The sequence below is a fragment of the Hydrogenophaga sp. genome (assembly GCF_026125785.1).
Classification (GTDB): Bacteria; Pseudomonadota; Gammaproteobacteria; order Burkholderiales; family Burkholderiaceae_C; genus Hydrogenophaga.
This window is the reverse complement of the sequence record NZ_JAHCKL010000033.1, coordinates 1-25,859: the sequence shown is the minus strand read 5'-3', so window position 1 is coordinate 25,859 and position 25,859 is coordinate 1. Positions and strand designations below refer to the sequence as shown.

General features: G+C 66.4%; 26 protein-coding genes and 1 pseudogene. 18 read left to right on the top strand and 9 right to left on the bottom strand.

The window, feature by feature from the left end; translation table 11 throughout:
• Positions 1 to 157: 157 nt before the first annotated feature.
• The 4 genes from KIT53_RS19710 to KIT53_RS19695 form a co-directional block, all read right to left on the bottom strand.
• Positions 158 to 913 (bottom strand): cyclic nucleotide-binding domain-containing protein, encoded by a 756-nt coding sequence (locus tag KIT53_RS19710; RefSeq protein ID WP_297756148.1) that lies wholly within the window; start codon positions 911 to 913, stop codon positions 158 to 160.
• A gap of 140 nt (positions 914 to 1,053) precedes the next feature.
• Positions 1,054 to 1,473 (bottom strand): response regulator, encoded by a 420-nt coding sequence (locus KIT53_RS19705; protein ID WP_297756147.1) that lies wholly within the window; start codon positions 1,471 to 1,473, stop codon positions 1,054 to 1,056.
• 222 nt (positions 1,474 to 1,695) lie between these two features.
• Complete coding sequence (locus tag KIT53_RS19700) at positions 1,696 to 2,295, bottom strand: response regulator (protein WP_297756146.1); 600 nt, start codon at positions 2,293 to 2,295, stop codon at positions 1,696 to 1,698.
• The gene (locus KIT53_RS19695; RefSeq protein ID WP_297756144.1) at positions 2,288 to 3,817 is read right to left on the bottom strand and encodes a PAS domain-containing sensor histidine kinase; all 1,530 of its coding nucleotides are present in this window, start codon (positions 3,815 to 3,817) and stop codon (positions 2,288 to 2,290) included. The genes KIT53_RS19700 and KIT53_RS19695 overlap by 8 nt, the downstream gene beginning before the upstream one ends.
• 284 nt (positions 3,818 to 4,101) lie before the next feature.
• Here KIT53_RS19695 and KIT53_RS19690 point away from each other — a divergent pair, with 284 nt between their 5' ends.
• The 8 genes from KIT53_RS19690 (at position 4,102) to KIT53_RS19655 (ending at position 10,030) form a co-directional block, all read left to right on the top strand.
• Complete coding sequence (locus tag KIT53_RS19690) at positions 4,102 to 4,704, top strand: Yip1 family protein (protein ID WP_297756141.1); 603 nt, start codon at positions 4,102 to 4,104, stop codon at positions 4,702 to 4,704.
• A 57-nt stretch (positions 4,705 to 4,761) separates the two neighbouring features.
• The gene (ccoN, locus tag KIT53_RS19685) at positions 4,762 to 6,192 is read left to right on the top strand and encodes a cytochrome-c oxidase, cbb3-type subunit I (protein WP_297756139.1); all 1,431 of its coding nucleotides are present in this window, start codon (positions 4,762 to 4,764) and stop codon (positions 6,190 to 6,192) included.
• Between the two features lie 12 nt (positions 6,193 to 6,204).
• Positions 6,205 to 6,831: a cytochrome-c oxidase, cbb3-type subunit II gene (gene ccoO / locus KIT53_RS19680; protein ID WP_297756137.1), complete on the top strand. Its 627-nt coding sequence runs from the start codon at positions 6,205 to 6,207 to the stop codon at positions 6,829 to 6,831.
• Positions 6,832 to 6,853: 22 nt separating this feature from the next.
• Positions 6,854 to 6,991, top strand: a complete 138-nt coding sequence (locus KIT53_RS19675; protein WP_297756135.1) for a cbb3-type cytochrome c oxidase subunit 3 — start codon at positions 6,854 to 6,856, stop codon at positions 6,989 to 6,991.
• Positions 6,992 to 7,016: 25 nt separating this feature from the next.
• On the top strand, positions 7,017 to 7,940 hold the full coding sequence (ccoP, locus tag KIT53_RS19670; RefSeq protein WP_297756133.1) for a cytochrome-c oxidase, cbb3-type subunit III: 924 nt from the start codon (positions 7,017 to 7,019) through the stop codon (positions 7,938 to 7,940).
• Between the two features lie 98 nt (positions 7,941 to 8,038).
• Positions 8,039 to 9,412 carry a cytochrome c oxidase accessory protein CcoG gene (gene ccoG, locus KIT53_RS19665; protein ID WP_297756150.1) on the top strand — a complete coding sequence of 458 codons (1,374 nt, stop codon included), beginning with the start codon at positions 8,039 to 8,041 and terminating at the stop codon, positions 9,410 to 9,412.
• Between the two features lie 35 nt (positions 9,413 to 9,447).
• The gene (locus KIT53_RS19660) at positions 9,448 to 9,735 is read left to right on the top strand and encodes a FixH family protein (RefSeq protein WP_297756131.1); all 288 of its coding nucleotides are present in this window, start codon (positions 9,448 to 9,450) and stop codon (positions 9,733 to 9,735) included.
• Positions 9,736 to 9,784: 49 nt separating this feature from the next.
• Entirely contained in the window at positions 9,785 to 10,030 is a 246-nt protein-coding gene (locus tag KIT53_RS19655) for a hypothetical protein (protein ID WP_297756130.1), read from the top strand.
• Here the strand turns inward: KIT53_RS19655 and fnr are convergent.
• Positions 10,027 to 10,746, bottom strand: coding sequence for a fumarate/nitrate reduction transcriptional regulator Fnr (gene fnr, locus KIT53_RS19650; RefSeq protein WP_297756129.1), 720 nt, complete (start codon positions 10,744 to 10,746; stop codon positions 10,027 to 10,029). The two genes, KIT53_RS19655 and fnr, sit on opposite strands and share 4 nt — an antisense overlap.
• A gap of 154 nt (positions 10,747 to 10,900) precedes the next feature.
• Between fnr and hemN the strand changes: the two genes are divergently transcribed.
• Complete coding sequence (hemN, locus tag KIT53_RS19645) at positions 10,901 to 12,280, top strand: oxygen-independent coproporphyrinogen III oxidase (RefSeq protein WP_297756128.1); 1,380 nt, start codon at positions 10,901 to 10,903, stop codon at positions 12,278 to 12,280.
• A 19-nt stretch (positions 12,281 to 12,299) separates the two neighbouring features.
• On the top strand, positions 12,300 to 12,971 hold the full coding sequence (locus tag KIT53_RS19640; protein WP_297756126.1) for a sulfite exporter TauE/SafE family protein: 672 nt from the start codon (positions 12,300 to 12,302) through the stop codon (positions 12,969 to 12,971).
• A gap of 20 nt (positions 12,972 to 12,991) precedes the next feature.
• Here the strand turns inward: KIT53_RS19640 and KIT53_RS19635 are convergent, their stop codons facing one another.
• Positions 12,992 to 13,924 carry a DMT family transporter gene (locus tag KIT53_RS19635; RefSeq protein ID WP_297756124.1) on the bottom strand — a complete coding sequence of 311 codons (933 nt, stop codon included), beginning with the start codon at positions 13,922 to 13,924 and terminating at the stop codon, positions 12,992 to 12,994.
• 327 nt (positions 13,925 to 14,251) lie between these two features.
• Between KIT53_RS19635 and aceA the strand changes: the two genes are divergently transcribed.
• Positions 14,252 to 15,583, top strand: a complete 1,332-nt coding sequence (aceA, locus tag KIT53_RS19630; RefSeq protein WP_297756122.1) for an isocitrate lyase — start codon at positions 14,252 to 14,254, stop codon at positions 15,581 to 15,583.
• A 247-nt stretch (positions 15,584 to 15,830) separates the two neighbouring features.
• Here aceA and KIT53_RS19625 read toward each other — a convergent pair.
• The 3 genes and pseudogenes from KIT53_RS19625 to KIT53_RS19615 form a co-directional block, all read right to left on the bottom strand.
• Positions 15,831 to 16,817, bottom strand: a pseudogene (locus tag KIT53_RS19625) (IS1595 family transposase); the annotation flags it as partial.
• A gap of 104 nt (positions 16,818 to 16,921) precedes the next feature.
• Positions 16,922 to 17,443 (bottom strand): hypothetical protein, encoded by a 522-nt coding sequence (locus tag KIT53_RS19620; RefSeq protein WP_297756120.1) that lies wholly within the window; start codon positions 17,441 to 17,443, stop codon positions 16,922 to 16,924.
• 115 nt (positions 17,444 to 17,558) lie between these two features.
• Positions 17,559 to 18,182, bottom strand: coding sequence for a glutathione S-transferase (locus KIT53_RS19615; RefSeq protein WP_297756118.1), 624 nt, complete (start codon positions 18,180 to 18,182; stop codon positions 17,559 to 17,561).
• A gap of 208 nt (positions 18,183 to 18,390) precedes the next feature.
• On the opposite strand from KIT53_RS19615, the gene KIT53_RS19610 reads away from it, so the two are divergent.
• From KIT53_RS19610 to KIT53_RS19580, 7 genes are all read left to right on the top strand, one after another.
• Positions 18,391 to 18,849, top strand: coding sequence for an Lrp/AsnC family transcriptional regulator (locus KIT53_RS19610; RefSeq protein WP_297756116.1), 459 nt, complete (start codon positions 18,391 to 18,393; stop codon positions 18,847 to 18,849).
• Between the two features lie 362 nt (positions 18,850 to 19,211).
• The gene (gene badH / locus KIT53_RS19605) at positions 19,212 to 19,979 is read left to right on the top strand and encodes a 2-hydroxycyclohexanecarboxyl-CoA dehydrogenase (protein WP_297756114.1); all 768 of its coding nucleotides are present in this window, start codon (positions 19,212 to 19,214) and stop codon (positions 19,977 to 19,979) included.
• A 35-nt stretch (positions 19,980 to 20,014) separates the two neighbouring features.
• On the top strand, positions 20,015 to 20,797 hold the full coding sequence (gene badI / locus KIT53_RS19600) for a 2-ketocyclohexanecarboxyl-CoA hydrolase (protein WP_297756112.1): 783 nt from the start codon (positions 20,015 to 20,017) through the stop codon (positions 20,795 to 20,797).
• Between the two features lie 28 nt (positions 20,798 to 20,825).
• On the top strand, positions 20,826 to 21,983 hold the full coding sequence (aliB, locus tag KIT53_RS19595; RefSeq protein ID WP_297756110.1) for a cyclohexanecarboxyl-CoA dehydrogenase: 1,158 nt from the start codon (positions 20,826 to 20,828) through the stop codon (positions 21,981 to 21,983).
• Positions 21,984 to 22,018: 35 nt separating this feature from the next.
• Complete coding sequence (aliA, locus tag KIT53_RS19590; RefSeq protein WP_297756108.1) at positions 22,019 to 23,671, top strand: cyclohexanecarboxylate-CoA ligase; 1,653 nt, start codon at positions 22,019 to 22,021, stop codon at positions 23,669 to 23,671.
• The gene (locus KIT53_RS19585; RefSeq protein WP_297756107.1) at positions 23,668 to 24,453 is read left to right on the top strand and encodes an enoyl-CoA hydratase; all 786 of its coding nucleotides are present in this window, start codon (positions 23,668 to 23,670) and stop codon (positions 24,451 to 24,453) included. The genes aliA and KIT53_RS19585 overlap by 4 nt, the downstream gene beginning before the upstream one ends.
• A 34-nt stretch (positions 24,454 to 24,487) precedes the next feature.
• A complete protein-coding gene (locus tag KIT53_RS19580) occupies positions 24,488 to 25,648 on the top strand; it encodes an acyl-CoA dehydrogenase family protein (RefSeq protein ID WP_297756106.1) in 1,161 nt (386 codons plus the stop codon).
• The last annotated feature ends 211 nt before the right edge of the window (positions 25,649 to 25,859 follow it).

Below are 25,859 nucleotides of genomic sequence, written 5' to 3'. Positions count from 1 at the left end.
GACAACGGAAACACCTGTACCAGGGCGCCGTAGATGGCCCGCATCGAATCGCGGGTCTCCGAGGCAGGTGCCGCGGCGGGTGCCGCCAACAGCAGGCCGAGCGCCAGCGCGGAGGCCGGCACCCACCGCGGGTGCGCGGCGCCCGGCTGTTCTAGCCTCACAGTGCGGCTCGTCTTGCGGGAGTCTCGCCGGTCTCGCCGCCGGCAAGCGAGCGCAGCGCCGACAGGTCGCGGATGCTCACCATGCTGCGATGAACTTCCAGCAGGCCGTCCGCCTGCATGCGCGTCAGCTGGCGGCACACGGTCTCCACCGCCAGGCTCAGGTAGTTGCCGATGTCGGCACGCGACATCGGCAGCGTCACTTCGCTGGCGGAGTAGCCGCGGTTTCTCTGCGCATCCGAGCGCGCCATCAGGAAGCTGGCCATGCGCTGCTCGGCGTTCTTCTTGCCGAGCAGCATCACCATGTCGCCGTTGCGCTTGATGGCGCAGCTCATCGCGCGCATCAGGTGTTGCTGCAACCCGGCATTGCGCACCGCGCGGGCGCACAGTTCCTCGTAGGGAATCGCGCACACGTTGGAGGTGTCGAGGGCGACGGCATCGCAGGCGTAGGTACCGTCGGCGACCGCATCCAGGCCGATCAGTTCGCCGGGGCCGTGAAAGGCCACGATCTGCTCGTCACCCTCGCTGGAAACCATGCAGGTCTTCACCGCGCCGGCCCGCACCACGAACAGGGAGCGAAGCGCGTCGCCGGCGTGGAACAACCGCTCTCCACGACGGAACAGTTCAGGGGTGGCTTCGAGCCCCTCGAGCAGGCGCTCGTCCATCTCGCGCCACGCGCATTCCTTGCGAAGGTTGCAGTCGGCGCACGAACGGCGGCTGCCGAAGAACCGGACAACGTTGCTGTTGCTGCTCATCGCTCTCTACTCCACTTTGCCGTGGCTTGTGGGTAGGGATTGTTGGCGCGTTGAGGCAGGGTGCCTATACGTGGATCCACGTATGCGGCGAGTACGAGCGCGCGTCGGCCGCCGACCGGATTACTCCGTTCGACCGTTCGCTAGTCGGCCTCTCCCGCCGGCGCCGAGCGCGTCAGCGCCGTCTCGATCCATCCCAGCAGTTCGTCATCGCGAAACGGCTTGCCGATGACCGCCAGCGCGCCGGAGGCACGCGCGCGATCGGCCATGGCGTGGTCGGCGTGCGCGGTGATGACGATCACCGGAAGCTGCAGGTCGAGGTCGGCGAGGATGTCCATCAGGTCGGCCCCCGTCATTCCCGGCATCTGCAGGTCCAGCACCAGGCAGCCGCGGCCCTGACGCGTATAGCATTCGAGGAACTCCTCCGCGGAGGCGCAAGGGCGAGGCTTCCAGCCACAGGAGTGCACCAGCATGCTCAAGGCCGACCGCACCGCCGCGTCGTCGTCCACGATGAACACCGTGGACGATGCGCAGCCCGGGTTGCTGAACTGGCGTTCGTTCATCCCAAGGGGTGCCGCTCCCGGTGGTTCGAAGTACATCTGCGCCCCTGCCTCATGAATGTACGGCCGGCGGTCGCCCGGGCCATCTGGCGGACCGCAGGGACCGAATCCCGGCGTCGGTTTCCGCGCTGGACGCTAGTAGAAGGTACCAACCTCGACCTCACGTTGATGCAGATCAACGGCGGTTGGGGTGGGCTGCCGGTGGCCCGCCCGGCGCAGGGGTCGTCATGCGCCCGCCGTCAGGCCGGCCGCCATGGCGAGCTTCATCAGTTCGGCGACGGTGCGCACGCCGAGTTTCTTCATCAGGCGCGCCCGGTGCAGTTCCACCGTGCGCTCGCTGATGCCGAGGTCGATGGCGATGACCTTGTTGGCGCCGCCCTCCATCAGCATGGCCAGCACGTCGCGCTCGCGCGCAGTGAGCGTGTCGAACAACACGCGCCTGGCCCGTTCCGCGCAACCGCGCTCCAGCGCGCCGCGCACGCATTCGATCAGCCGCTCCGGTGCGAAGGGCTTCTGCAGGAAATCAACGGCGCCCGCCTTCAACGCCTGCACGGCTGCCGGGACGTCACCGTGACCGGTCAGCACGATGACCGGGAGCACCGAGCCGTCCGCCACCAGCCGCTGCTGCAGTTCCAGGCCGCTCAGTCCCGGCATGCGCATGTCGGTGACCAGGCAGCCGGCGGCATCGGTGCCGACCTCGCGAAGGAAGGCGTCTGCCGACGCGAAGCCCCGCGCACGCATGCCCGCGGACTCCACCAGCAGGACCAGCGCACCGCGCAGGGCATCGTCGTCGTCGACCACGAAGACGACGCCTTCATCATCCATCGGCAGCGGCCTCGAGTGGCAGCGTGAAGCGGAAAGTGGCGCCTCCCTCGTCGTTGGACTCGGCGGTGAGCCGTCCACCATGGGCTTCCACCAGCGACTTGCAGATGGACAGGCCTATGCCCATCCCCTCGGGCTTGGTGGTGAAGAAGGTGTCGAACACCCGTTGCGCTCCTTCCGCCGGCAGGCCCGTGCCGTTGTCGATGACGGCGACCTCCACGCGCTCACTGCCCACCCGTGCGGTGGTGATGACGACGCGGCGGTCCTTCGGATCGACGCCGGTGAGGGCATCGATGGCATTTTGCACGAGGTTGAGCGTGACCTGTTCGACCTGGACCCGGTTGGCGGTGACCCGGGGCAATTGCTCGTCCAGCGCCAGCGTGACCCGGACGCGCTTCATGCGGATGTCGTGCGACAGCAGGCCGAGCATGTCCTTGACCACCGTGTTGACGTTCACTCGCTCGCGCCCGCTGCCTCCCTTGCGCACGAACTGGCGCAGGTTCTTCACGATGTCGCCGGCGCGTGCCCCCTGCGCCGCGATCTGCTCCAGCGCGGTGGTGAGCATCTCGCTGGAACCTTTGCCGGAGCGCATCATCCGCAGCGATGCGTCGGCGAAGCTGACGATGGCCGCCAGCGGCTGGTTGATCTCGTGCGCGATGCTGGACGTCAGCTCGCCCAGCGCCGCCAGCCGCGACGCGTGCGCCAGCTGGTCCAGGCGCAGCCGCGCCTCCTCCTCGGCCTTCCTGCGCTGGGTGATGTCGCGGATGATGCCCGTGAACATGCGCCGGCCGGGGATCACCACCTCGCCGACGGCAAGCTCTATGGGAAACACGGTGCCGTCGCGGCGCAGGCCCTCCACTTCGCGGCCGATGCCGATGATGCGACGCTCTCCGGTGCTGAGATAGCGGGCCATGTATCCGTCGTGGCTGGAGCGGTAGGGCTCGGGCATGAGGACGTTCATCTTCTGCCCCACGAGTTCCGCCGCCGAGTAGCCGAAGATCCGCTCCACCGCCGGGTTCACCGATTCGATGACGCCGTCGGCGCCGGCGGTGATGATGCCGTCCACCGCCGCCTCGAGGATCGAGCGCAGGCGGGCGTCGCTGTCCTGCGTCACCTCGCCGGCGCTGGCGTGCTCGGTCACGTCGACACCGGTGAACACGAACAGGCGGCCCTCGCTCGGGGCGTGCAAGGGCGTGCTCGACCAGTGCACCAGGCGCTCCTCGCCCCGCTCGTTCCGCAGCACCGTCGCGTGCTGCTGCCAGCCACGGCTGCGCGCCCGGCGAGAATGCACGCCCTCGGCCTGCCCCCCTTTCTCCACGGGCACCAGCAACTCGTCGATGTGACGCCGCAGGAGGTCGTCCCTGCGTCGCCCCGTCATGCGCGCGCAGGCCTCGGAAACGTGCAGCACCTTCCCGTGCGCGTCGGCGACCACCATCAAGAGTTGCTCGACCGCGGCGGAACCCGCGCTCTCGTCGGCACCCGCCGACGGCTGGCTGCACCGGGTGGACGACTCGTTCTCTGGCATGAGCAACCTCTTGCGTGCCGGGCGTCTCGGCCGCCGCCGCTTCGAACCCGGGACGCGACGCGGAGCGCGGCGAAGTGTACCGCCCCGCGCGCGGGCCGACCCACTGCCGGCCACCGACTTCCGGGCCTGCCGACGGGTACGGCGTGGCTTGCTTGATCGCCGTCAATGCAGCCGCCCGCCGAGCGACTAGTCTTGCCGGCGTTGCGGGGCGTTGCGCCGGCAATGGCGCGCGGCCCGGCGTCTACAGGCCAGGGCCGAGGGGGCCCTCCGGGCGGGGGATGGCGATGGTACTCAAGCATCTGATCGGGCTGTTCACCAACCCGGCCAACGAGTGGGAACGCATCCGGGATGCCGGCTACTCCACCGGCGCCTGCCTTGCCGGCCATACCTTGCTGCTCGCCCTGGTGCCGGCCATCGCGAGCTACGTGGGAACCACCGAGATAGGCTGGGAGGTGGCCGGAACCCGGGCAGTCAAGCTGACGCCCGAAAGCGCCCTGCGAATCGCCGTTCTCTACTACGGGGCGATGGTGGTCGCCACCTTCACCATGGGCTGGATGATCCACTGGATGAGCCGCACCTACGGCGCGGAGCAGCCGCTGTCCCAGTGCGTGGCACTCGCCACCTACACCGCGACGCCACTGTTCCTGTCCGGCGTGATGCAGCTCTATCCCCTGCTGTGGCTGAACCTGGTGCTGGGGCTGCCGGTGGTCGGCTACACCATCTACCTCTTCTACACGGGCGTTCCCATCGTCATGCGCATCCCGCCGGAGCGCGGCTTCCTGCTGTCCTCGGCCGTGCTGGCCTTCGGCATGGTCTCGCTGGTGGCGATGCTCGCGGTGACCGTGATCCTCTGGAGCCGCGGCTTCGCCCCGGCATTCACCTCGTGAAGCGGCGGCACGCGACACGCGCCGGTTCCATCCATGCAGACACAGCGGGAGACAGGCATGTCGGCTGAGGCAAGCACGTACAACTACACGGTCGTCCGCCAGTTCGCGGTGATGACCATCGTGTGGGGAGTGGTCGGCATGCTGGTCGGTGTCGTGATCGCGGCACAACTGGCGTGGCCGGCGCTCAACTTCGACCTGCCCTGGATCACCTACAGTCGGCTGCGTCCGCTGCACACCAACGCCGTCATCTTCGCCTTCGGCGGTTCGGCGCTGTTCGCCACCTCCTACTACGTGGTGCAGCGCACCTGCCACGCGCGCCTGTTCTGCGGGCCGCTGGCGAGCTTCACCTTCTGGGGCTGGCAGGCGGTCATCCTGTCGGCGGCCATCACCCTTCCGCTCGGCTACACCACCACCAAGGAGTACGCCGAACTCGAGTGGCCCATCGACATCCTCATCGCGGTGGTGTGGGTGTCCTACGCGGTGGTCTTTCTCGGCACCATCGTGAAGCGCAAGGTGGCGCACATCTACGTCGCCAACTGGTTCTTCGCCGCCTTCATCCTCGCCGTCGCGATGCTGCACATCGTCAACAGCGCCGCGGTGCCGGTCGGTCTGCTCAAGTCCTACTCCGCCTACTCGGGCGTGCAGGACGCGATGATCCAGTGGTGGTACGGGCACAACGCCGTCGGCTTCTTCCTCACCGCCGGCTTCCTCGGGATGATGTACTACTTCGTGCCCAAGCAGGCGGGGCGGCCGATCTACTCCTACCGGCTGTCGATCGTGCACTTCTGGGCACTGATCTTCACCTACATCTGGGCCGGCCCCCACCACCTGCACTACACCGCGCTGCCGGACTGGACGCAATCGGTGGGCATGGTGTTCTCCCTCATCCTGCTGGCCCCGAGCTGGGGCGGCATGATCAACGGCATCATGACCCTCTCGGGTGCCTGGCACAAGCTGCGTGACGACCCCATCCTGCGCTTCCTGATCGTTTCGCTGTCGTTCTACGGCATGTCGACCTTCGAGGGGCCGATGATGTCGATCAAGACGGTCAATGCGCTCTCGCACTACACCGACTGGACCGTGGGCCACGTGCACTCCGGCGCCCTCGGATGGGTCGGCCTGGTGACCATGGGTTCCATGTACTACCTGATCCCGCGCCTGTTCGGGCAGAAGAAGATGTACTCGGTGCCCGCCATCGAACTGCACTTCTGGATCGCCACCATCGGCATCGTGCTCTACATCGCCGCCATGTGGATCGCCGGCGTGATGCAGGGTCTGATGTGGCGATCGGTCAACCCCGACGGCAGCCTGACCTACACCTTCGTCGAATCGGTCAAGGCCACGTTCCCCTTCTACGTGATCCGTCTGCTCGGCGGCGTGCTCTACCTGGGCGGCATGCTCGTGATGCTGTGGAACGTGGTCATGACCGCGCGCAGCGGCCAGGTGCAGGACGTGCGCATCCCCGTGATCAACCCGGCCCACGCCTGAGGACACACCATCATGGCCAACACACAAAATTCCAAGGGTTTCACCCACGAGCGGATCGAGACCAACAACTTCCTGATGATCGTGCTCATCGTGCTGGTGATCGCGGTCGGCGGGCTGGTTGAAATCGTGCCACTGTTCTTCCAGAAGTCCACCACGCAGCCCGTGGAGGGCCTCAAGCCTTACAGCGCTCTGCAGATCGCCGGGCGCGACGTGTACGTGCGCGAGGGCTGCTACAACTGCCATTCGCAGATGATCCGGCCCTTCCAGGCCGAGACCCTGCGCTACGGCCACTACTCGGTGGCGGGCGAGTTCGTCTACGACCGTCCCTTCCAGTGGGGCAGCAAGCGCACCGGCCCCGACCTGGCGCGCGTGGGTGGCCGCTACAGCGACGAGTGGCACCGCATCCACCTGAACAACCCGCGTGACCTGGTGCCCGAGTCCAACATGCCTGCCTACCCCTGGCTGGAGAAGAAGACGGTGAACGCCGCCGGCATTCCGCGCCGCATGGAAGTGCTGCGCACGCTGGGTGCTCCCTACACCGACGAAGAGATCGCCGCTTCTTCCGAAGCGGTCAAGGGCAAGACCGAGCTCGATGCCCTGGTCGCCTACCTCCAGGTGCTGGGCACCGCCATCAAGTGATCACGCACAAGGAGCCCATGCCATGGACATCAATGACCTGCGCAGTGCCATGACCGTGATCAGCCTGCTGACCTTCCTGGGCATCGTGGCCTGGGCCTGGTCGCGGCGCAACAAGGACCGTTTCGACGAAGCGGCCCAACTGCCCTTCGAAGACGAATGAACGGCCCACGACAACGAGAAACATCATGAGCGACTTCACAAGCAACTTCTGGTCGATCTATGTGGCCGGGCTGACGCTGGTCAGCATCGTGGCCTGCCTCATCCTGCTCTGGGTCAGCGGTACCACCAAGGTGGCGGCGTCGAAAGACAACACCACCGGCCATGTCTGGGACGGTGACCTGCAGGAAATGAACAACCCGCTGCCCAAGTGGTGGGTCTACCTGTTCATCATCACCGTGGTCTTCTCGCTGGTCTACGGCCTGCTGTATCCCATGTTCGGCACCTACCAGGGCGTGCTCGGCTGGTCGTCCGATGGCCAGCACAAGGCCGAGGTGGCCAAGGCCGAAAAGGCGATCGCCCCCATCTACGAACGCTTCAAGGCCATGCCGGCCGACCAACTGGCTGGCGACAGCCAGGCCATGGCCATTGGCGAACGCCTGTTCATGAACAACTGCGCCCAGTGCCACGGCTCCGACGCCCGCGGCGCGCGCAGCTTCCCCAACCTGACCGATGGCGACTGGCTCTGGGGCGGCAGCCCCGAGGCCATCAAGACCACCATCACCGAAGGGCGCACCGGCATGATGCCGCCCATGGCCGCCGCCGTGGGCACGCCAGAAGATGTGCGCAACGTCGCGAACTACGTGCTCAGCCTTTCGGGCAGCCCGCACGACTCCGTGCGCGCCACACTGGGCAAGAGCAAGTTCGGCGCCTGCGCCGCATGCCACGGCATGGACGGCAAGGGCAACCAGGCCATGGGTGCGCCCAACCTGAGCGACAACACCTGGCTGCACGGCTGGGGTGAAGAGGCCGTGGTGCGCGCCATCACCAACGGCTTCACCAACCAGATGCCGGCCCAGGCCAGCAAGCTCAACGCCGACCAGATCCATGTGCTCAGCGCCTACGTCTGGGGGTTGTCCAACAAGTCCGCCGGCGCTGCCAAGACCAACTGAAAACCGTGAGCACCGCCAGTCCCGGCGCCGATCCTGGCGCCAAAGCCGTGATCCCCATCACCCCGGTGCCGCAGCCCGCAGCGGCGGCAGACGAGGTGATGGTCTCGCTCTATGCCTCGCGGCAGAAGATCTACCCGCGTTCGGTCTCGGGCTTCTTCTCCCGCTGGCGGTGGCTGATCGTCTGGCTGACCCAACTGGTGTTCTACGGTCTGCCCTGGCTGCAGTGGAATGCCCGGCAGGCGGTGCTGTTTGATCTGGAGGCGCGCCGCTTCTACCTCTTCGGGCTGGTTCTCTACCCGCAGGACTTCATCTACCTCACCGGCCTGCTGGTGATCTCCGCGCTCTCGCTGTTCCTTTTCACGGCGGTCGCCGGGCGCCTCTGGTGCGGCTTCGCCTGCCCGCAGACGGTCTACACCGAGATCTTTCTCTGGATCGAAAAGAAGGTCGAGGGCGACCGCTCCGCGCGCCAGCGGCTGGACAAGGCGGATCTCTCGGCCGCCAAGTTCGGCAAGAAGGCGCTCAAGCACGCGCTGTGGGTGGCGTTCGCGCTGTGGACCGGCTTCACTTTCGTCGGCTATTTCACGCCCATCCGTGAACTGGGCGCACTCACGCTCGCCCTCTCGCTCGGCCCCTGGCAGACCTTCTGGGTGCTGTTCTACGGCTTTGCCACCTATGGCAATGCGGGCTTCCTGCGCGAGCAGGTGTGCAAGTACATGTGTCCGTACGCGCGCTTCCAGAGCGCGATGTTCGACAAGGACACCATGATCGTCACCTACGACGCCCAGCGCGGCGAGCCGCGCGGGGCCCGCTCGAAGAAAGCGGATCCCAAGGCCCTGGGCCTGGGCACGTGCGTGGACTGCACCCTGTGCGTGCAGGTCTGCCCCACCGGCATCGACATCCGCAAGGGCCTGCAGTACGAGTGCATCGGCTGCGCCGCCTGCGTGGACGTGTGCGACGAGGTGATGGACAAGGTTGGCTACCCGCGCGGCCTGATCCGTTTCTCGACGCAGAACGGCATGGCCAACGGCTGGAACCGCAACCAGATGCTGCGCCGCGCCCTGCGGCCGCGTGTGCTGGTCTACGGTGGCATCCTGCTGGCCATCACCGTCGCGGTGGGCGTGAGCCTGTTCCTGCGCACGCCGCTCAAGGTCGACGTGATCCGCGACCGGGGAGCGCTTGCGCGCATGGTGGAGCAGGGCCGCATCGAAAACGTGTTCCGCCTGCAGATCATGAACGCCACCGAGACCACGCAGCGCTATGCCGTCAGCGTCTCGGGCCTGCCCGGCATCACCATGGCTTCGGAGACCACCTTCGAAGTGCTGCCCACGGAAGTCCGCTCGGTTGCCGTGCGCGTGCAGATTCCGCCGGATGCGGCCACCACCGGCTCGCATCCCATCCAGTTCGACATCCGGTCCAGCGGCGAGTCTCCGCAGCATGTGGCCGAAAAGGCGGTCTTCCTTGTGCCGCGCTGATGCGGCGCCACACCCCATTGCCCAGGAGCCCTGACATGAACACCCGCACCTCCGTACCGTCTGTTTCCCCGGCCTGGTGGCGCGTGCCCCAGATGTGGCTGGTGGTCGGCGGGCCGCTGGCCGTGGTCGTCGCCAGCCTCGTCACGGCCTGGATCGCGGTGCACAACGCCGACCCGGTGCTGGACAAGACCGAGTTCGAGCGCGGCCGGCAGGCGGCCATGGCGCTTCAGGGCCAGGCCCGGACGGACGCCCTCGTCAAACTGCAGCCGGCGCACCAGGCGCGCAACCACGCGGCCTCGCCGGTGGTTCCCGAAGGCCAGTGAGCGGTCCGACGATCTTGGCATTGCACCCATCGGAGAGAGGAGACAGGCCATGTGGGCAAGGCGTCTGATGTGGGTGGTGTGGCCGGCGTTCCTCGTCGCGGCCGTGCTGGAAATGCTGGTCTTCGCCGTGGTCGATCCGGGCGATCTGCACGCCTTCGGCGGTGCGCCGCTGGGCTGGTCGCGCCTGGCGGTCTACACCGTGGCGTTCTTCGTGTTCTGGATCATGGCCATGGCCTCCAGCGCGCTGACGGTGCTGCTCTTCCTGCCCAAGGAAGAGCTCGACGGCCCGCCCTAGCCGCAGTTCTGCGGATTCACGATGCGGCGCAGCGCGTCGGTGTCCTTGATCTGGACGTAGCGCTGCTTGACGTCGATGATGCCTTCGTCGACGAACTTGGAGAAGGTCCGGCTCACGGTCTCCAGCTTCATGCCGAGGTAGCTGCCGATCTCCTCGCGCGTCATGCGCAGCACCAGTTCGGACTGCGAAAAACCGCGCGCATGCAGACGCTGCACCAGGTTGAGCAGGAAGGTGGCGAGGCGCTCCTCCGCGCGCATGCTGCCCAGCAGCAGCATCACGCCATGGTCGCGCACGATCTCGCGGCTCATGATCTTGTGCACATGGTGCTGCAGCGTCGTGAACTCGCGGGAAAGCTCCTCGACCTGCTCGAACGGCATGACGCAGACCTCCGCGTCTTCCAGCGCCACCGCATCGCAGGAATGGCGGTCGCTGACGATGCCGTCCAGGCCAATGATCTCGCCCGCCATCTGGAAGCCGGTGACCTGGTCGCGCCCGTCGGCGGTGGTCACACAGGTCTTGAAAAAGCCCGAACGCACGGCGTAGAGGGATGTGAACTTGTCGCCCACGTTGAACAGCGCGGAGCCACGCTTGATGCGGCGGCGCGTGGAGACGATGCGGTCAAGCTTGTCGATCTCACCGGCATTGAGGCCCATGGGCAGACACAGCTCGCGCAGGTTGCAGCTCGAGCAGGCGACTTTGATGGTTTGAGCGTCCATAGGCGGTCCGGTCTCGATACGTTCCTGAAGCCGAGAGCATACCCCATGGGGTGTGCTTGTCGAGAAAGCCCCTGCCTCTGGCGTTCTTGACCAAGATCAAGGGTTGTCAGCCATTTGTATTGCACAGTGGATCCATGAACTGGAGACACCTGCCGTGAGCCATGCCATCCCCGACGACCTGCTGCGTCGATTCGACGTTCCCGGGCCTCGGTACACCTCGTACCCCACGGCGGACCGCTTCGTCGAGGCCTTCACCGAACGCGACTACATCCAGGCCCTGGGCCAACGGCGTGCCGGTTCCATGGCGCTGCCGCTCTCGCTCTACGTGCACATTCCGTTCTGCGAATCGGTCTGCTACTACTGCGCCTGCAACAAGGTGATCACGCGGCACCACGAGCGCGCCGCGCAGTACCTGCGCTACCTGGCGCGCGAGGTGGAGCTGCAGGTGGAGTACCTGGGGACGGGCCAGAGCGTCTCGCAGTTGCATCTGGGCGGTGGCACGCCAACCTTCCTGTCCGATGCCGAACTCGCGGACCTGATGTCCATGCTGCGGCGGCATTTCAGTTTCGCGCCCGGCGGCGAGTACTCGGTGGAGGTCGATCCGCGCACCGTCACAGAGGAACGCTTGCGCGCCCTGGCCGCCTTGGGCTTCAACCGCCTGAGCTTTGGCGTGCAGGACTTCGATCCCGCGGTGCAGAAAGCGGTGCACCGCGTGCAGCCGGCGGAACAGGTGTTCGCGCTGGTCGAGGCCGCTCGGCGCATCGGTTTCGAGTCGGTCAACGTCGACCTGATCTACGGCCTTCCGCTGCAGACGCCGGAGTCCTTCCAGCGCACCCTGGCCCAGGTCAACCAGCTCCGGCCGGACCGCATTGCGCTGTACGCCTACGCCCACCTGCCGGCGCGCTTCAAGCCGCAGCGGCGCATCGTTGCCGCCGAACTGCCGAGTGCGGGCGACAAGCTGGCCATGCTCTCCGCGTCCCTGGACGCGCTGATGGGGGCGGGCTACGTCTACGTCGGCATGGACCATTTCGCGCTGCCCAACGACGCGCTGGCGGTGGCCAAGCGGCAGGGGCGCCTGCACCGCAATTTCCAGGGCTACAGCACGCAGCCCGATTGCGACCTGATCGGCCTGGGGGTGTCGGCCATCGGCCGCATCGGCGCCACCTACAGCCAGAACGCCAAGACGCTGGACGAGTACCGCGACCTGCTCGACCAGGGACGGCTGCCCATCGTGCGCGGGCTGGCCCTCACGCGAGACGACCTGCTGCGGCGCGCGGTCATCATGGCGCTGATGTGCCAGGGCGAGCTGCTGTTCGAATCCATCGAACTCGCCCACCTGATCGACTTCCGGCGCCATTTCGCGCGCGAACTCGAGGTGCTGGACGACCTGGCGGCGCAGGGGCTGGTCCGTGTGGATGACACGGGCATCCACGTCACGGACACCGGCTGGTTCCTGGTGCGGGCCATCGCCATGGTGTTCGACAAACACCTTCGGGTGGACCAGGACCGCGCGAAATTCTCCCGGATCATCTGATATCCCGTAAATTGCCGGTATGCAGACCTCGATGGCGATCACGGCCCTGTTCATGGGCCTGGTGGGCGGGCCCCACTGCGTGGCCATGTGTGGTGCCGCGTGCGCCGGCATCAGCCGTGCCGCCGGTGGCCATGGCCACCGCGCGCTGCTGAGCTTTCAGGCCAGCCGCATGCTGGGCTACGCGCTCTTCGGTGCGTTCGCCGCCGGTTCCGTGCAAGGGCTGGCCTGGCTGGGGACGAACACCGCCGTGCTGCGCCCGGTATGGACCATGTTCCATGTGGCCGCGCTGCTGCTGGGTGCGGTGCTGCTGTGGCAGGCGCGCCAGCCGGCCTGGATCGAGAACCTCGGCCAGCAGGTCTGGCGCAAGGCCCGTCCGGTGCTTGGCGCGCTCGGGCCCCGGGCGCCGGTGGTGCTCGGCGTCGGCTGGGCGCTCATGCCCTGCGGGCTGCTGTATTCGGCGCTGCTCATGGCCTCCCTCTCGGCCAACGCCCTGGAGGGCGCGCTCATCATGGCGCTGTTCTCTCTTGGCACCTCCGTGTCCCTCACGGCGGGCCCTTGGCTGTTGCTGCGGCTGCGCGGCGCGCGCTCCGGGGCCTGGGGCATCCGCCTGGCCGGGTTGGCGCTCGCGCTCACCTCGGGCTGGGCCATCTGGATGGGCATCAGCCAGCCCAGCGGCCTCTGGTGTGCATGATGTGCGCGTGATGGCCCGCGTCAGGCGCGGCGGCGGCCGGGCAGCGTGGCCAGCACCAGGCCCAGCAGGGCAATGCCGAACGCCAGCACCTGAAGCGGCGTCAGCCGTTCGCCCATGAACAGCACGCCGATGGCCGCCGCGCTGATGGGCAGCATCACCGTGAACACGCCAGCCTGTGAGGCCGGCACCGTCTTCAGGCCCGTCATCCACAGCCACACCGTCCAGACGCTGGCCGCCAGCGCGTAGAACACCAGCAAGCCCCAGATCGGCGCCGAGACGGTGCCGAAATCAAAACCCCATGCCGCCCAGATGCCCAGCGGCGTGACCAGCGCAAAGCCCCAGAGGTTGATGATGGCCGAGATCCGCTTGGGCCCCAGGCCATCGGTCAGGCGCTTGCCGATCACCACGTACGACGCTTCGCACACCACGGCGGCGAAGACCAGCAGATTGCCCAGCAGCGCGCGGTTGATGCCCAAGGGGCCATCGGCCGGCGCCGCCAGGCCCGCATCGGTCTTCTGCAGGGAAAACAGGCCAATGCCCAGAGCCGCGCAGGCGATGCCGGCTGCGCTGCGCCAGCCAATGCGCTCGCGCAGGAACAGCCAGCTCAGCACCGCCACCACCGCTGGAATCGACGACATCACCACACCCGCGGCGACCGCCGTCGTCATGCTCACGCCAAACAGCATGCAGATCGAAAACAGGAAGTTGCCCAGAAAGGACTCCAGAAAGAGCAGGGCGCGCGTGCGCGTGCTCAGCGCGGGTTCCGAGGCCGGCTTGCGCAGCCACTGCCACATGGCCAGGCCACCAATGCCGAAGCGAAGCCACGCCAGCAAAAACACCGGGAACACCAGCACCAGCGGCTTGGACAGCGCGACATAGCTCCCCACCAAGGACATGCTCAAAGCCAGACAAGCGTAGGCGGACCAGCGGTGCGAAGAGGGAGGGGCGTTCACGGCTTGGGGCAGGGTGCACAGGAGTGGGTCGCATCATGCCCGATCCTTGCGTGCGGTTTTCTGCATGAGAAACACCCTTTCCACAATATGAATTGACAAGATGTTGCGTTGCAAAAAAATTTCTCAATGCGAGAGATTGATTGCCATATTGAGAAATTAAACAAATAGTCTGTTGAAAAACAACAAGAAATTTTTTCTCTTATATAAGACATAAGAGCTTCTCAAAGTCTTCTATAAGACTTAAAGTTCTTCCAACGGCACCGGTCTTGCAAGCCCGATCCCCGGGACCCGATGCCCCCGTTCCCCTCAACCTCACGGAGCACTGTCATGCCTCAATCCCTCACCGAGCAACTCAGCCGCGCGCAGCAGATCGAAGCCCTGGAAAAAGACTGGGCCACCAACCCACGCTGGAAAGGCGTCAAGCGCGGCTACACCGCCGCCGACGTGGTGCGCCTGCGCGGCAGCATGCAGGTCGAATACACCCTGGCCAAGCGCGGCGCGGAAAAGCTCTGGGACAAGGTCAACGGTGGTGCCAAGAAGGGCTACGTGAACGCCTTCGGTGCCATCACCGCCGGCCAGGCCATGCAGCAGGCCAAGGCCGGCCTGGAAGCCGTGTACCTCTCCGGCTGGCAGGTTGCGGCCGACGGCAACACCTCTGAAACCATGTACCCCGACCAGTCGCTCTACGCCTACGACTCGGTGCCGACCATGGTCCGCCGCATCAACAACACCTTCAAGCGCGCCGACGAAATCCAGTGGGGCCGTGGCATCGAACCCGGCAGCGCCGAGTTCATCGACTACTTCCTGCCCATCGTGGCCGACGCCGAGGCCGGCTTCGGTGGCGTGCTCAACGCCTTCGAACTCATGAAGAACATGATCGCCGCCGGTGCCGCCGGCGTGCACTTCGAAGACCAGCTCGCCGCCGTGAAGAAGTGCGGCCACATGGGTGGCAAGGTGCTGGTGCCCACGCAGGAAGCCTGCGAGAAGCTCATCGCCGCGCGCTTCGCCGCCGACGTCATGGGTGTGTCCACCATCGTGCTGGCCCGCACCGACGCCGAAGCCGCCAACCTGATCACCAGCGACCACGACGCCAACGACAAGCCGTTCCTCACCGGCGAGCGCACCCAGGAAGGCTTCTTCCGCGTCAAGAACGGCCTGGAGCAAGCCATCAGCCGCGGCGTGGCCTACGCCCCGTACGCCGACCTGGTGTGGTGCGAGACCGGTGTGCCCGACATCGGCTTCGCCCGCGAATTCGCCCAGGCCGTGCAAGCCGCCAGCCCTGGTAAGCTGCTGTCCTACAACTGCTCGCCCTCGTTCAACTGGAAGAAGAACCTCAACGAAAAGCAGATCGCCAGCTTCCAGGAAGACCTGGCCGCGCTGGGCTACAAGTACCAGTTCATCACCCTGGCCGGCATCCACATCAACTGGTTCAACACCTTCCAGTTCGCCCACGCGTATGCCCGCGGCGAAGGCATGAAGCACTACACGGAAATGGTGCAGGAGCCCGAGTTCAAGGCGCGCGAGCAAGGCTACACCTTCGTGTCGCACCAGCAGGAAGTGGGCGCCGGCTACTTCGACGACGTAACCACGGTGATTCAGGGTGGGTCGTCGAGCGTGAAGGCGCTGACCGGCTCGACCGAAGAAGAGCAGTTCCACTGAGCCGAATCCCGCAGAGGAGACAAGGGCCACCCTTCGGGGTGGCTTTTTTGTGCGTGGGGGGTTTTACTACGCTGTTGGCCCAAGGTCGGTAACAGTCGCCCGGAGCAATCCGAGGCGACTTTTCTGCGCCGATTGGGTGGCTGTACGAGGGTATGTTGACCACATGCAACCCCTCGCCATGAAGAAGACGCCATCCGCGCTGAAGTGGCTCGGCGGCCTTTCCTGGCGAGAGCCTGCGGTAGTCCTCCCGGAACGCCGTCTCCACCGCATAGTCGTGGAGGTACTTGGGTTCGATGTTCAGATAGATGCCCTTCTCGGAGCGGTCCTGGCGCGCGCTGAAGCTCTCGGCGTTGTTCGAGTGCTCACCCTTGGGGCCCACGAGCGTCTCGCTGTGGTTGACCTGCAGGTGCAGCTGGAACTTCTTGCCCAGCCTCTGGAAGGCGGTACCCGTGTCGGTCGAGAGCACCGACTCCGGCACAGCCACGTACTTGCGCGCCAGGGCTTCCATCGCGTCGGGAGTCTCCGCCATGGCGACGCCCACGCGCGTGATGGAAGAACCGCTGCCTGGCGAGGTATGCCGCTTGCGCAGGGTGACCACTACCCGCCTGGTGGGCGGGAACACGTTGCCGTGCTCAGGGTGCAACACGCCGCCGGCAGCGAGCGCCCGGGCCTTGTTCTCCTTGCGCTTCTTGATTCGGGCACTGCTGGTGAGCAGCGCGAGTTCTTCATCCTCCGCGATGGCCTCCGCCGACCGGTAGTTCAGCGGCTTACCTCGTTTCTCGCTGGCGCGCCGGCCAGAGGCGTGGGCGCCGTCCATCTCCACGATGCCGCTGATGAGCCCGGTGTTGAAGCCGCGCACCAGGCCCTCGCGCAGCTTGCTGACCAGGCTGAAGGCCGTGTTGTAGCCACCCAGCTTGAGCATGCGGCGCAGCTCCAGCGCAGGCTGACCCGCAGCGCCACACGCCCACAGGTGCAAGGCCGCCAACAACTTCTGCAGCGAGATGCGGCGGTTGGCGAAGACGGTCTGCGACGTGACGCTGAAGCGCTTGCCGCAGCCCTTGCACTTCCAGCGCAGCTCCTTCTCGCTCCAGTAGTGGTCAGCGCAGGTGCTGCAGTGGGCGCAGACCACATTGACGTGGCTGCCCCAGCGTACGTTGGCCAGATGGCGCACGCAGCGCAGATTGCTCCACTTGCTGAACTCCTCTACGGAGCGGTCCACGGCCTTCTTGGACATGTGCCAACGGGTGGCCGCCGAGCTCGGCCGGTTCACCGAGTCCCAGCGCTTCCAGGACTGCTCGATGCCTAGTCCTGAAGGGCGGTCTGCGGGGACGGTGGTGGTCATACGGCCTTCCTCAGGAAACGCACGTAGTCGGCTTCTGCCATGCAGGTGCCTCTGATGTCGGGCACCAGGAAGGGCGAGACACCCTTGCTGAGCATCCACCGGTACAGGCCGGTGCGCGCCGGCTCGCGCACGGTGTCGACGGCCACGACCACCTCACCCTCGTGCTCGTACGGGATGGGCATGTAGAGCTCAGGCCGGGGCGGCATCGAGGCGCGGCCGTGGCTGGTCCAGGCGTAGGCGCGCGCCAGCAGGTCCCAGGGCATCAGAACCTCCGGGGTATGGGCGAACTCGATGCTGGTCTGCTCACCCAGGATGTCGTCCTCGAAGGTGGCCACGTAGCGGGCGCGCCGGCGCGTCATGCGGATGTGGGCGGTGCCCACCGTGGAGCGGCCCTGCTCAAGGCCGTCGGGCCAGTGCTCGACGATGGCGGTGAGGTTCTGGGCGAATGCGCCGCGGCGCGTCACGTCCAACGCAGGGAAGGCCTCCTCGCGGTGGATACACAAGGCCAGCGTACGCATGACCAAGTCCCACACGCTTGCGGTCCAGCGAGGGTATGCGCTGCGAATGGCCGACGACGGCGCGCCTGTGGTTTGCCGCCAGATCGGCATCTCGGCGCCCACCTCATCCCGCTCGTCACCCCACCTGCGGACAAGCCCGAAACGCTGGCAGGCGTTCCGCGGCCTCGGTGAAAGCTGCTGTCGCGGGGTGGGTGGCTGGGTTCATGTGGTCGGGCAGCATGAGTTGGGTGAAGCTCCAGGCCACTGCCGTGGCGATGCTGCCGTGGGTCAGGGCGGTGGGTTCTGCTTGCGGCGGGGTGCTGGCGACTTCGGCTTCCAGTGCAGCGTAGGCGGCGCTCAACTGTCCGTTTACGCGGTCCAGCCAGGGAGCGTGCCATTTGTCCTCGGGGCGGAGCTGGTGTTCGTAGGCGATCTGCACGGTCTTTTCGCAGGCGGCCAGGGCCAGCCCGGTGAGTCTCAGGTCTTGCAGCCGTGCGGTTCGCGTGGTGGGGGTGAGGCGGCTGGCCGCGTCGTGCGGGCCTTCGCCTTCGATCCATTGCAGGATGAGGGTGGAGTCCATCAGAACGGTGCCGTCGTCCGTGACCAGGGTCGGTGCCTTGACCACGGGGTTGATCTGGCGGAACTGTTCGAAGGTGCGGAAGACGGAGATGGGGCGGTGTTCGAACGGCAGGTTCAGCAGGCGCAGCGAGATGGCCACGCGGCGTACGTAGGGTGAATCCAGCATGCCGATGAGTTGCATGGGGGCTTTCTGGCAAAGGGATGGGTGGCGGTGGGGTGGCTTGGCTTCACAGGGGCTGTGCGAGGCTGCCCCCGTAAGATAGCGCCGCACACGGCCGCGGCCCAGGGGCCGGCATCGGAAAGCGGCCGCGCAAACCAATGACCCATCGGTGCTTTCGCCTGCCGGCCTGTTTGTTTGTTTATTCGTTCGTGTCTTTTCCGATCTACCCATGCAACTCGACAAGAAGGACTGGTTGATCCTGCAGGCGCTGCAGGCAGATGCCCGCCAGAGTCTGGCGGCGCTGGGCAAGCGCATCGGTCTTTCGCAGCCGGCCATGAGCGAGCGTGTGCGCAAGCTGGAGGAGGCGGGGGTCATCGAGGGCTACGGCGCGCGCGTGAACCTGAAGAAGATCGGTGTGGGGCTGACCGCCATCATCCGCATCGAGACCACGCATGCCGGCATTGCGCCGTACCTGAAGCTGTTCGACGCCATGCCCGAGGTGCTCGAAGTGGACCGCGTGACCGGGCAGGACTGCTTCTTCGTGCGCTGTGCCATCGCCGAGCCCGCCGACCTTGAGCGTGTGGTCGATGCCCTGGCGGCGCACGGCGCCGTCACCACGTCGCTGGTGCTGTCCAGCCCCGTGCGCAAGCACGTGACCGTCCAGGCCCTGCGCGCACCCTCGCGTTAGGCCGCGCTCAGCCGGGCACGGTGTCCGGCTGAGCGCCTTGCCGCGTCTTCCCGGTCTGGGTGGCGCGGGATATCCCCCCTTTTTTCGAACGCCCGGTTGCGTCGGCCTCAGGCTTGGGCGGTATGGGCGTGCCTTCCCTTTAAAAGCAATGTATTTACGTATATGCCGAAGCTTGGCTTGTGGCTATCGACCAGTTTCTCGCCTGGCTATCGGATTCATATAGGGTAAATACTGAATCTTTTGGTAGACCTCTGCTTGCTTCTATCCAGTCTCGGGCTTAATATAAGACAATACATTGTCATAGTTTGGTTGTGACTGCGCGAGAGGTTCGTGCGGGTGGCCGGGCTGGTTCGAGGGTTGCGATGAAGAATCTGAGTGGAAAAGTGGTGGTGGTCACGGGTGGCGGCGGTGGCATCGGTGGGGCGGCGTGCCGCCGGTTTGCGGCCGAGGGCGCCCAGGTGGGTGTGCTGGACATGAACCTGGACGCAGCCCAGAAGGTGGTGGACGAGATCCGGGCGGCGGGCGGCAAGGCCGCTGCCTTCAAGTGCGACATCACGCGCCGCGCCGAAGTGGATGCGGCGGTGGCTGGCGTCGAGTCGGCGCTGGGCCCCATCGACGTGCTGGTCAACAACGCCGGTTGGGACGTGTTCAAGCCGTTCACCAAGACGGTGCCGGCCGAGTGGGACAAGCTGATTGCCATCAACCTCACCGGTGCGCTGCACATGCTGCACGCGGTGCTGCCGGGCATGGCCGAGCGCAAGTACGGGCGCGTGGTGAACGTGGCGTCGGACGCCGCGCGGGGCGGCTCCTCGGGTGAGGCGGTCTATTCGGCTTGCAAGGGTGGTCTGGTCGCGCTGTCCAAGACGCTGGCGCGCGAGCATGCGCGCCAGGGCATCACGGTCAACGTGGTGTGCCCGGGGCCGACCGACACCGCGTTGCTGGCCGGCGTGGCCGAGGGCGCGCGCGATCCGGCCAAGCTGCTGGAAGCCTTCCGCAGTGCCATTCCGCTGGGTCGTCTGGGCCAGCCCGACGACCTGGCCAGTGCCATCGCCTTCTTTGGCAGCGACGACGCCGGTTTCATCACCGGCCAGGTGGTGTCCGTCTCGGGCGGCCTGACCATGCACGGCTGATCACGGCCCAACTCCTTTTCTTTCTGGAAACGATCATGAATTTCGAAGACATCCTGTACGAAGTCCGCAACGGCGTGGCCTGGATCACCATCAACCGGCCCGACAAGATGAACGCGTTCCGTGGTCAGACTTGCGACGAACTGATCAAGGCGTTGAACAAGGCTGGCTACGACCGCGAGGTGGGGGCCATCGTGCTCGCCGGAGCGGGTGAGCGCGCGTTCTGCACGGGAGGCGACCAGTCCGCGCACAACGGCAACTACGACGGGCGCGGCACCATCGGGCTGCCGATGGAGGAGCTGCACACCGCCATCCGCGACGTGCCCAAGCCGGTGATCGCGCGGGTGCAGGGCTTCGCCATCGGCGGTGGCAATGTGCTGGCCACCATCTGCGACCTGACCATCTGCTCGGAGAAGGCGGTCTTTGGTCAGGTGGGGCCCAAAATGGGTTCGGTCGATCCGGGCTACGGCACGGCTTTCCTGGCGCGCGTGGTGGGCGAGAAGAAGGCGCGCGAGATCTGGTACCTGTGCCGCCGCTACTCCGGTCAGGAGGCGGTCGCCATGGGGCTGGCGAACATCTGCGTGCCGCCCGACCAGCTCGACGCCACCGTGCAGCAGTGGGGCGAAGAGCTCTGCGAGAAGAGCCCGACGGCGCTGGCCATCGCCAAGCGCAGCTTCAACATGGACACCGCGCACCAGAGCGGCATTGCCGGCATGGGCATGTACGCGCTCAAGCTCTACTACGACACGGAAGAGTCGCGCGAGGGCGTGAATGCGCTGAAGGAAAAGCGCAAGCCCGAGTTCCGCAAGTACGCCCGCTGAGGCGCTCATTGGCTTGCGGAGAACCGACATGAGTCCCAATCCTTACCTGGACGAAGACCTGCAGGCGCTGGCGCAAACCGCGCGCCGGTTTGCGGAGGAGCGCGTCAAGCCCGGCTTCCTGGAGCGCGACCAGACGCGCGTGCTCGAACGCACCCTGTTGCGAGAGATGGGCGAGCTGGGTTTCATCTGCCCCGAGCTGCCCGAATCGGTGGGCGGCCTGGGCATGGGCTGCCTCGCCGCCGGGGTGATCCACGAAGAGATTGCCCGCGCCGACCTGAGCTTCTCCTACCTCAACCTGCTGGCTTCGCTCAACGGCCAGATCCTCTCGAAGTACGGCAACCCCGAGGTCGTGGGTCCGTGGTTGAAGAAGCTCTGTGCCGGCGAGGCCATCTGCGCGATCGCGCTGACCGAGCCGCGTGGCGGGTCGGACGCGGCCAACCTGCGCCTGCGCATTGAGCGCGACGGTGAGACCTACGTCATCAACGGCGAGAAAACCTCGATTTCCGCCGCCGACCAGGCGGACATCGTGGTGGTCTTTGGCCGCACGGGTACGACCGATGCCGGCGCCCATGGCGTGACCGCGCTGATGGTGCCCATGGACACCCCCGGCGTGACGACCAGCCGTTTCGATTGCCATGGCCAGCGCGCCATCGGCCGCGGCTCGATCTTCTTCGAGAACGTGCGCGTGCCAGTCAGCCACCGCCTGGGCGACGAGAACAAGGGTTTCGTGCAGGTGATGCACGGCTTCGACTTCTCGCGCTCGCTCATTGGCCTGCAGTGCCTGGCGGTCGCCCGCGTCGCTCTGGACGAAACCTGGGACTACATCACCCAGCGCCAGGCGTTCGGTCAACCGCTGTCGGCCTTCCAGGGGGTGACGCATCCGCTGGCGCAGTACGACACCGAGGTGGAGGGCGCGCGGCTGCTCTGCCTGCAAGGTCTGTGGCTCAAGGACAAGGGCCTGCCCCACACCGCCGAGGCCGGCATGGCCAAGTGGTGGGGCCCCAAGCTGGCCTACGACGTGATCCACCAGTGCCTGCTGTGCTATGGCCACGGTGGCTACGACCGTGGCCTCATGGAGCAACGCCTGCGCGACGTGCTGGGCTTCCAGATCGGCGACGGCACCGCGCAGATCATGAAGACCATCATTGCCCGCGCACGCGCCGGCCGCAAGTTCGTGCCGGCCTGATACGGCAGTTTTCACAAACACAAACGGAGACAAGCATGGAATTCGACGCCGTCCTTCTGCCCCCGCGCCGGGCCCGCATGATCGAGCAGGGCTTCTGGCACGACCGCACCATCAACCAGGACCTGGACGCCTGCGTGCAGGCCTGCCCCGACAAGCTCGCGTTGACCGCGTTGCGTGTCGAGAGCGGCGAGACCACGCGGTTCACCTACCGCGAACTCGCGCGCATGGCCGACCGCATTGCGGTGGGTCTTTCCCGCCTGGGCGTGGGCCGCAACGACGTGGTGGCCTGCCAGCTTCCCAACTGGTGGCAGTTCACCCTGGTCTACCTGGCGTGCTCGCGGCTGGGCGCGGTGATGAACCCGCTGATGCACATCTTCCGCGAGCGGGAACTGAGCTTCATGCTCAAGCACGGCGAGGGCAAGGTGATGATTGCGCCCAAGTCCTTCCGGGGCTTCGACTTCGAGAAGATGGTGCGCGAACTGCAGCCAGGCCTGCCGCACCTGCGGCATCTGGTGATCGTCGATGGTGACGGGCCGGACAGCTTCGAGGCCCTGCTCAGCGGACCGGCCTGGGAGAACGCGCCCGATGCGGCCGAGATCCTGCAGCGTAGCCGGCCGGGGCCGGACGACATCACGCAACTGATCTACACCTCGGGCACCACCGGCGAGCCCAAGGGGGTGATGCACTCGGCCAACACCGTGATGGCCAACATCATTCCCTACGCGCGCCGCCTGCAGCTCGATGCCGAGGACGTGGTGCTCATGGCCTCGCCCATGGCCCACCAGACCGGTTTCATGTACGGCCTGATGATGCCCATCATGCTCAAGGCCAGCGCGGTGCTGCAGGACATCTGGGAGCCGAAGCGGGCGGTCGAGCTGGTTCGCGCCGAGAACTGCAGCTTCACCATGGCCTCCACGCCTTTCCTCACCGACCTCACGCGCACCGTGGCCGAAAGCGGGCAGGGCGTGCCCACGCTGCGGACCTTCCTCTGTGCCGGCGCGCCCATTCCTGGCCCGCTGGTGGAGCAGGCGCGCAGCGTGCTGGGCACCAAGATCGTCTCTGCCTGGGGCATGACGGAGAACGGTGCGGTCACCCTCATCAACCTGGACGACGACGACGAACGCGCCTTCACCACCGACGGCCTGGCCCTGCCCGGCGTGGAACTCAAGGTGGTGGATGTGGATGGCAGCGAGTTGCCCGCCGGTGAGCCCGGCAAGCTGCTGGTGCGCGCGTGTTCCAACTTCGGTGGCTACCTCAAACGGCCGCAATGGAACAACACCGATGCGGACGACTGGTTCGACACCGGCGACCTCGCGCGCAAGGACGCACAGGGCTACATCCGCATCACCGGTCGCAGCAAGGACGTGATCATCCGCGGCGGCGAGAACATTCCCGTGGTGGAGATCGAGTCGCTGCTGTACCGCCACCCCGCGGTGGCCATGGCCGCCATCGTGGCCTACCCCGACGCGCGGCTGGGCGAACGCGCCTGCGCGGTGGTGGTGAACAAGCCCGGCCAGAGCCTGGACCTGCCTGGCATGGTCGAGTACCTGAAGTCGCTCAAGGTGGCGGTGCAGTACATCCCCGAGCGGCTGGAGCTGCTGGACGCGATGCCCACCACGCCCTCCGGCAAGATCCAGAAGTTCAAGCTGCGCGAGCGCCTGCGCGAACAACTGGGCCTGCCGTCATGACCGCGGGCGAAGAACCTCTGGTGCTGGTGGAGACGCAGGGGCGGGTAGGCCTGCTCACGCTGAACCGCCCGCGCCAGCTCAACGCCCTCAACGACGCGCTCATGGACCAGTTGGGCGCGGCCCTGCTGGCCTTCGAGCGCGACGAACGCATCGGCGCCATCGTCATCGCCGGTGGCGCCAAGGCGTTCGCGGCCGGGGCGGACATCGAGGCCATGGCCGACTGGTCCTTCATGGATGTCTACCAGAGCGGCTTCATCACCCGCAACTGGGAGGCCGTGCGCCAGGTGCGCAAGCCGGTGCTGGCCGCCGTGGCCGGCTACGCCATGGGCGGCGGCTGCGAGCTCGCGCTGGCCTGCGACATCATCGTCGCCGGCGAGTCGGCACGCTTTGCCCTGCCGGAAATCAAGCTGGCCATGCTGCCCGGTGCCGGTGGCACCCAGCGCCTGCCGCGCGCCATCGGCAAGGCCAAGGCCATGGACATGTGCCTCTCGGCCCGCATGCTGGACGCGCAGGAAGCCGACCGCCTGGGGCTGGTCTCGCGCGTGGTGCCCGACGCCGAACTGCGCGCGCACACCCTGGCCCTGGCCACGCAGATCGCCGGCTACTCGCTGCCGGCGCTCATGGCCATCAAGGAAGCCGTCAACCGTGCGTGGGAGAGCTCCCTCAGCGAGGGCATCCTCTTCGAGCGCCGCGCGCTCTACGAACGTTTCGCCAGCGACGATGCCCATGAGGGCATGCACGCCTTCCTCGACAAGCGCAGCCCGGTGTTCACGCACCGCTGAGCGCCTTTTCCATAGCGATCCCGAAAGTCCGAACATGGCCCTTGACGCCGAATCCTTCGACCTGCTGTTGGCCACCATTCAGCGCTTCGTGCGCGAGCGGCTGGTGCCCGCCGAAAACCACCTGGAAGAACACGACGAGGTGCCCGCCGACATCGTCGAAGACATGAAGACCATGGGCCTCTTTGGCCTGTCCATCCCCGAGGAGTTCGGGGGCATCGGCCTGTCCATGAGCCAGGAGGTGCAGGTGGCCTACGAGTTCGGCCGCACCGCGCTGGCGTTCCGCTCGGTCTTCGGCACCAACGTGGGCATCGGCTCCCAGGGCATCCTCATGGACGGCACGCCGGAACAGAAGGCAGGCATCCTGCCCCGGGTGGCCAGCGGCGAACTGATCATGTCCTTCGCGCTCACCGAGCCCGACGCCGGTTCCGACGCCGCCGCGCTCAAGACCCGCGCCCAGGCCGATGGCGACCACTACGTGCTCAACGGTACCAAGCGCTTCATCACCAATGCGCCCAGGGCAGGCGCCTTCACCCTCATGGCCCGCACCGGTGAGGCCGGCGCCGGCGGCGTGTCCTCCTTCATCGTGCCTGCCGACCTGCCCGGCATCCGCCTGGGCAAGACCGACCGCAAGATGGGCCAGCGCGGCACCAAGACCTGCGACGTGATCCTGGAGAACGTGCGCGTGCCGGCCGACCACATCATCGGTGGCGTGCCGGGGCAGGGCTTCAAGACCGCGATGAAGGTGCTCGACCGCGGCCGCCTGCACATCTCCGCCGTTTCCTGCGGCATGGCGCAGCGCATCCTGGAGGAGGCTACGCGCTACGCGCGCGAGCGCCGCCAGTTTGGCAAGGCCATCGGCGAGTTCCAGCTCATCCAGGCCATGCTGGCCGACAGCCAGGCCGAACTGCTGGCCGGCTGGTCCCTGGTGCAGGAGGTGGCGCGCCGCTTCGACGACAAGCCCGCGCACGTCTCCGATCCGGACGTCTCCATGCGCGTGTCCTGCGCCAAGCTGTTCTGCACCGAGATGGTCGGCCGCGTCGCCGACCGAGGGGTGCAGGTCCATGGCGGCGCTGGCTACATCAACGAGTACCCGGTGGAGCGCTTCTACCGCGATGTGCGCCTGTTGCGCCTGTACGAAGGCACGACGCAGATCCAGCAACTCATCGTGGGGCGCGAGCTGTTGCGTGCCGCATGAATTGGTCTGACCATATTGTTCAAAAAGTGCAGTTGACGTCAAATGGTGACGGCGGTTTCACAAAGGTGTTTTTACTCCTGGGGTTTACCCTAGAGTGCGTCCTGACAGGGATGCGGGATGCCTGATTCGTCCTGTTCAAGGCTGAAAACGTGAAGCTGCGGACGATGCCGGTCCGCACAATCGGCGTCCTGATTGCAACGTGAGAGGAGAC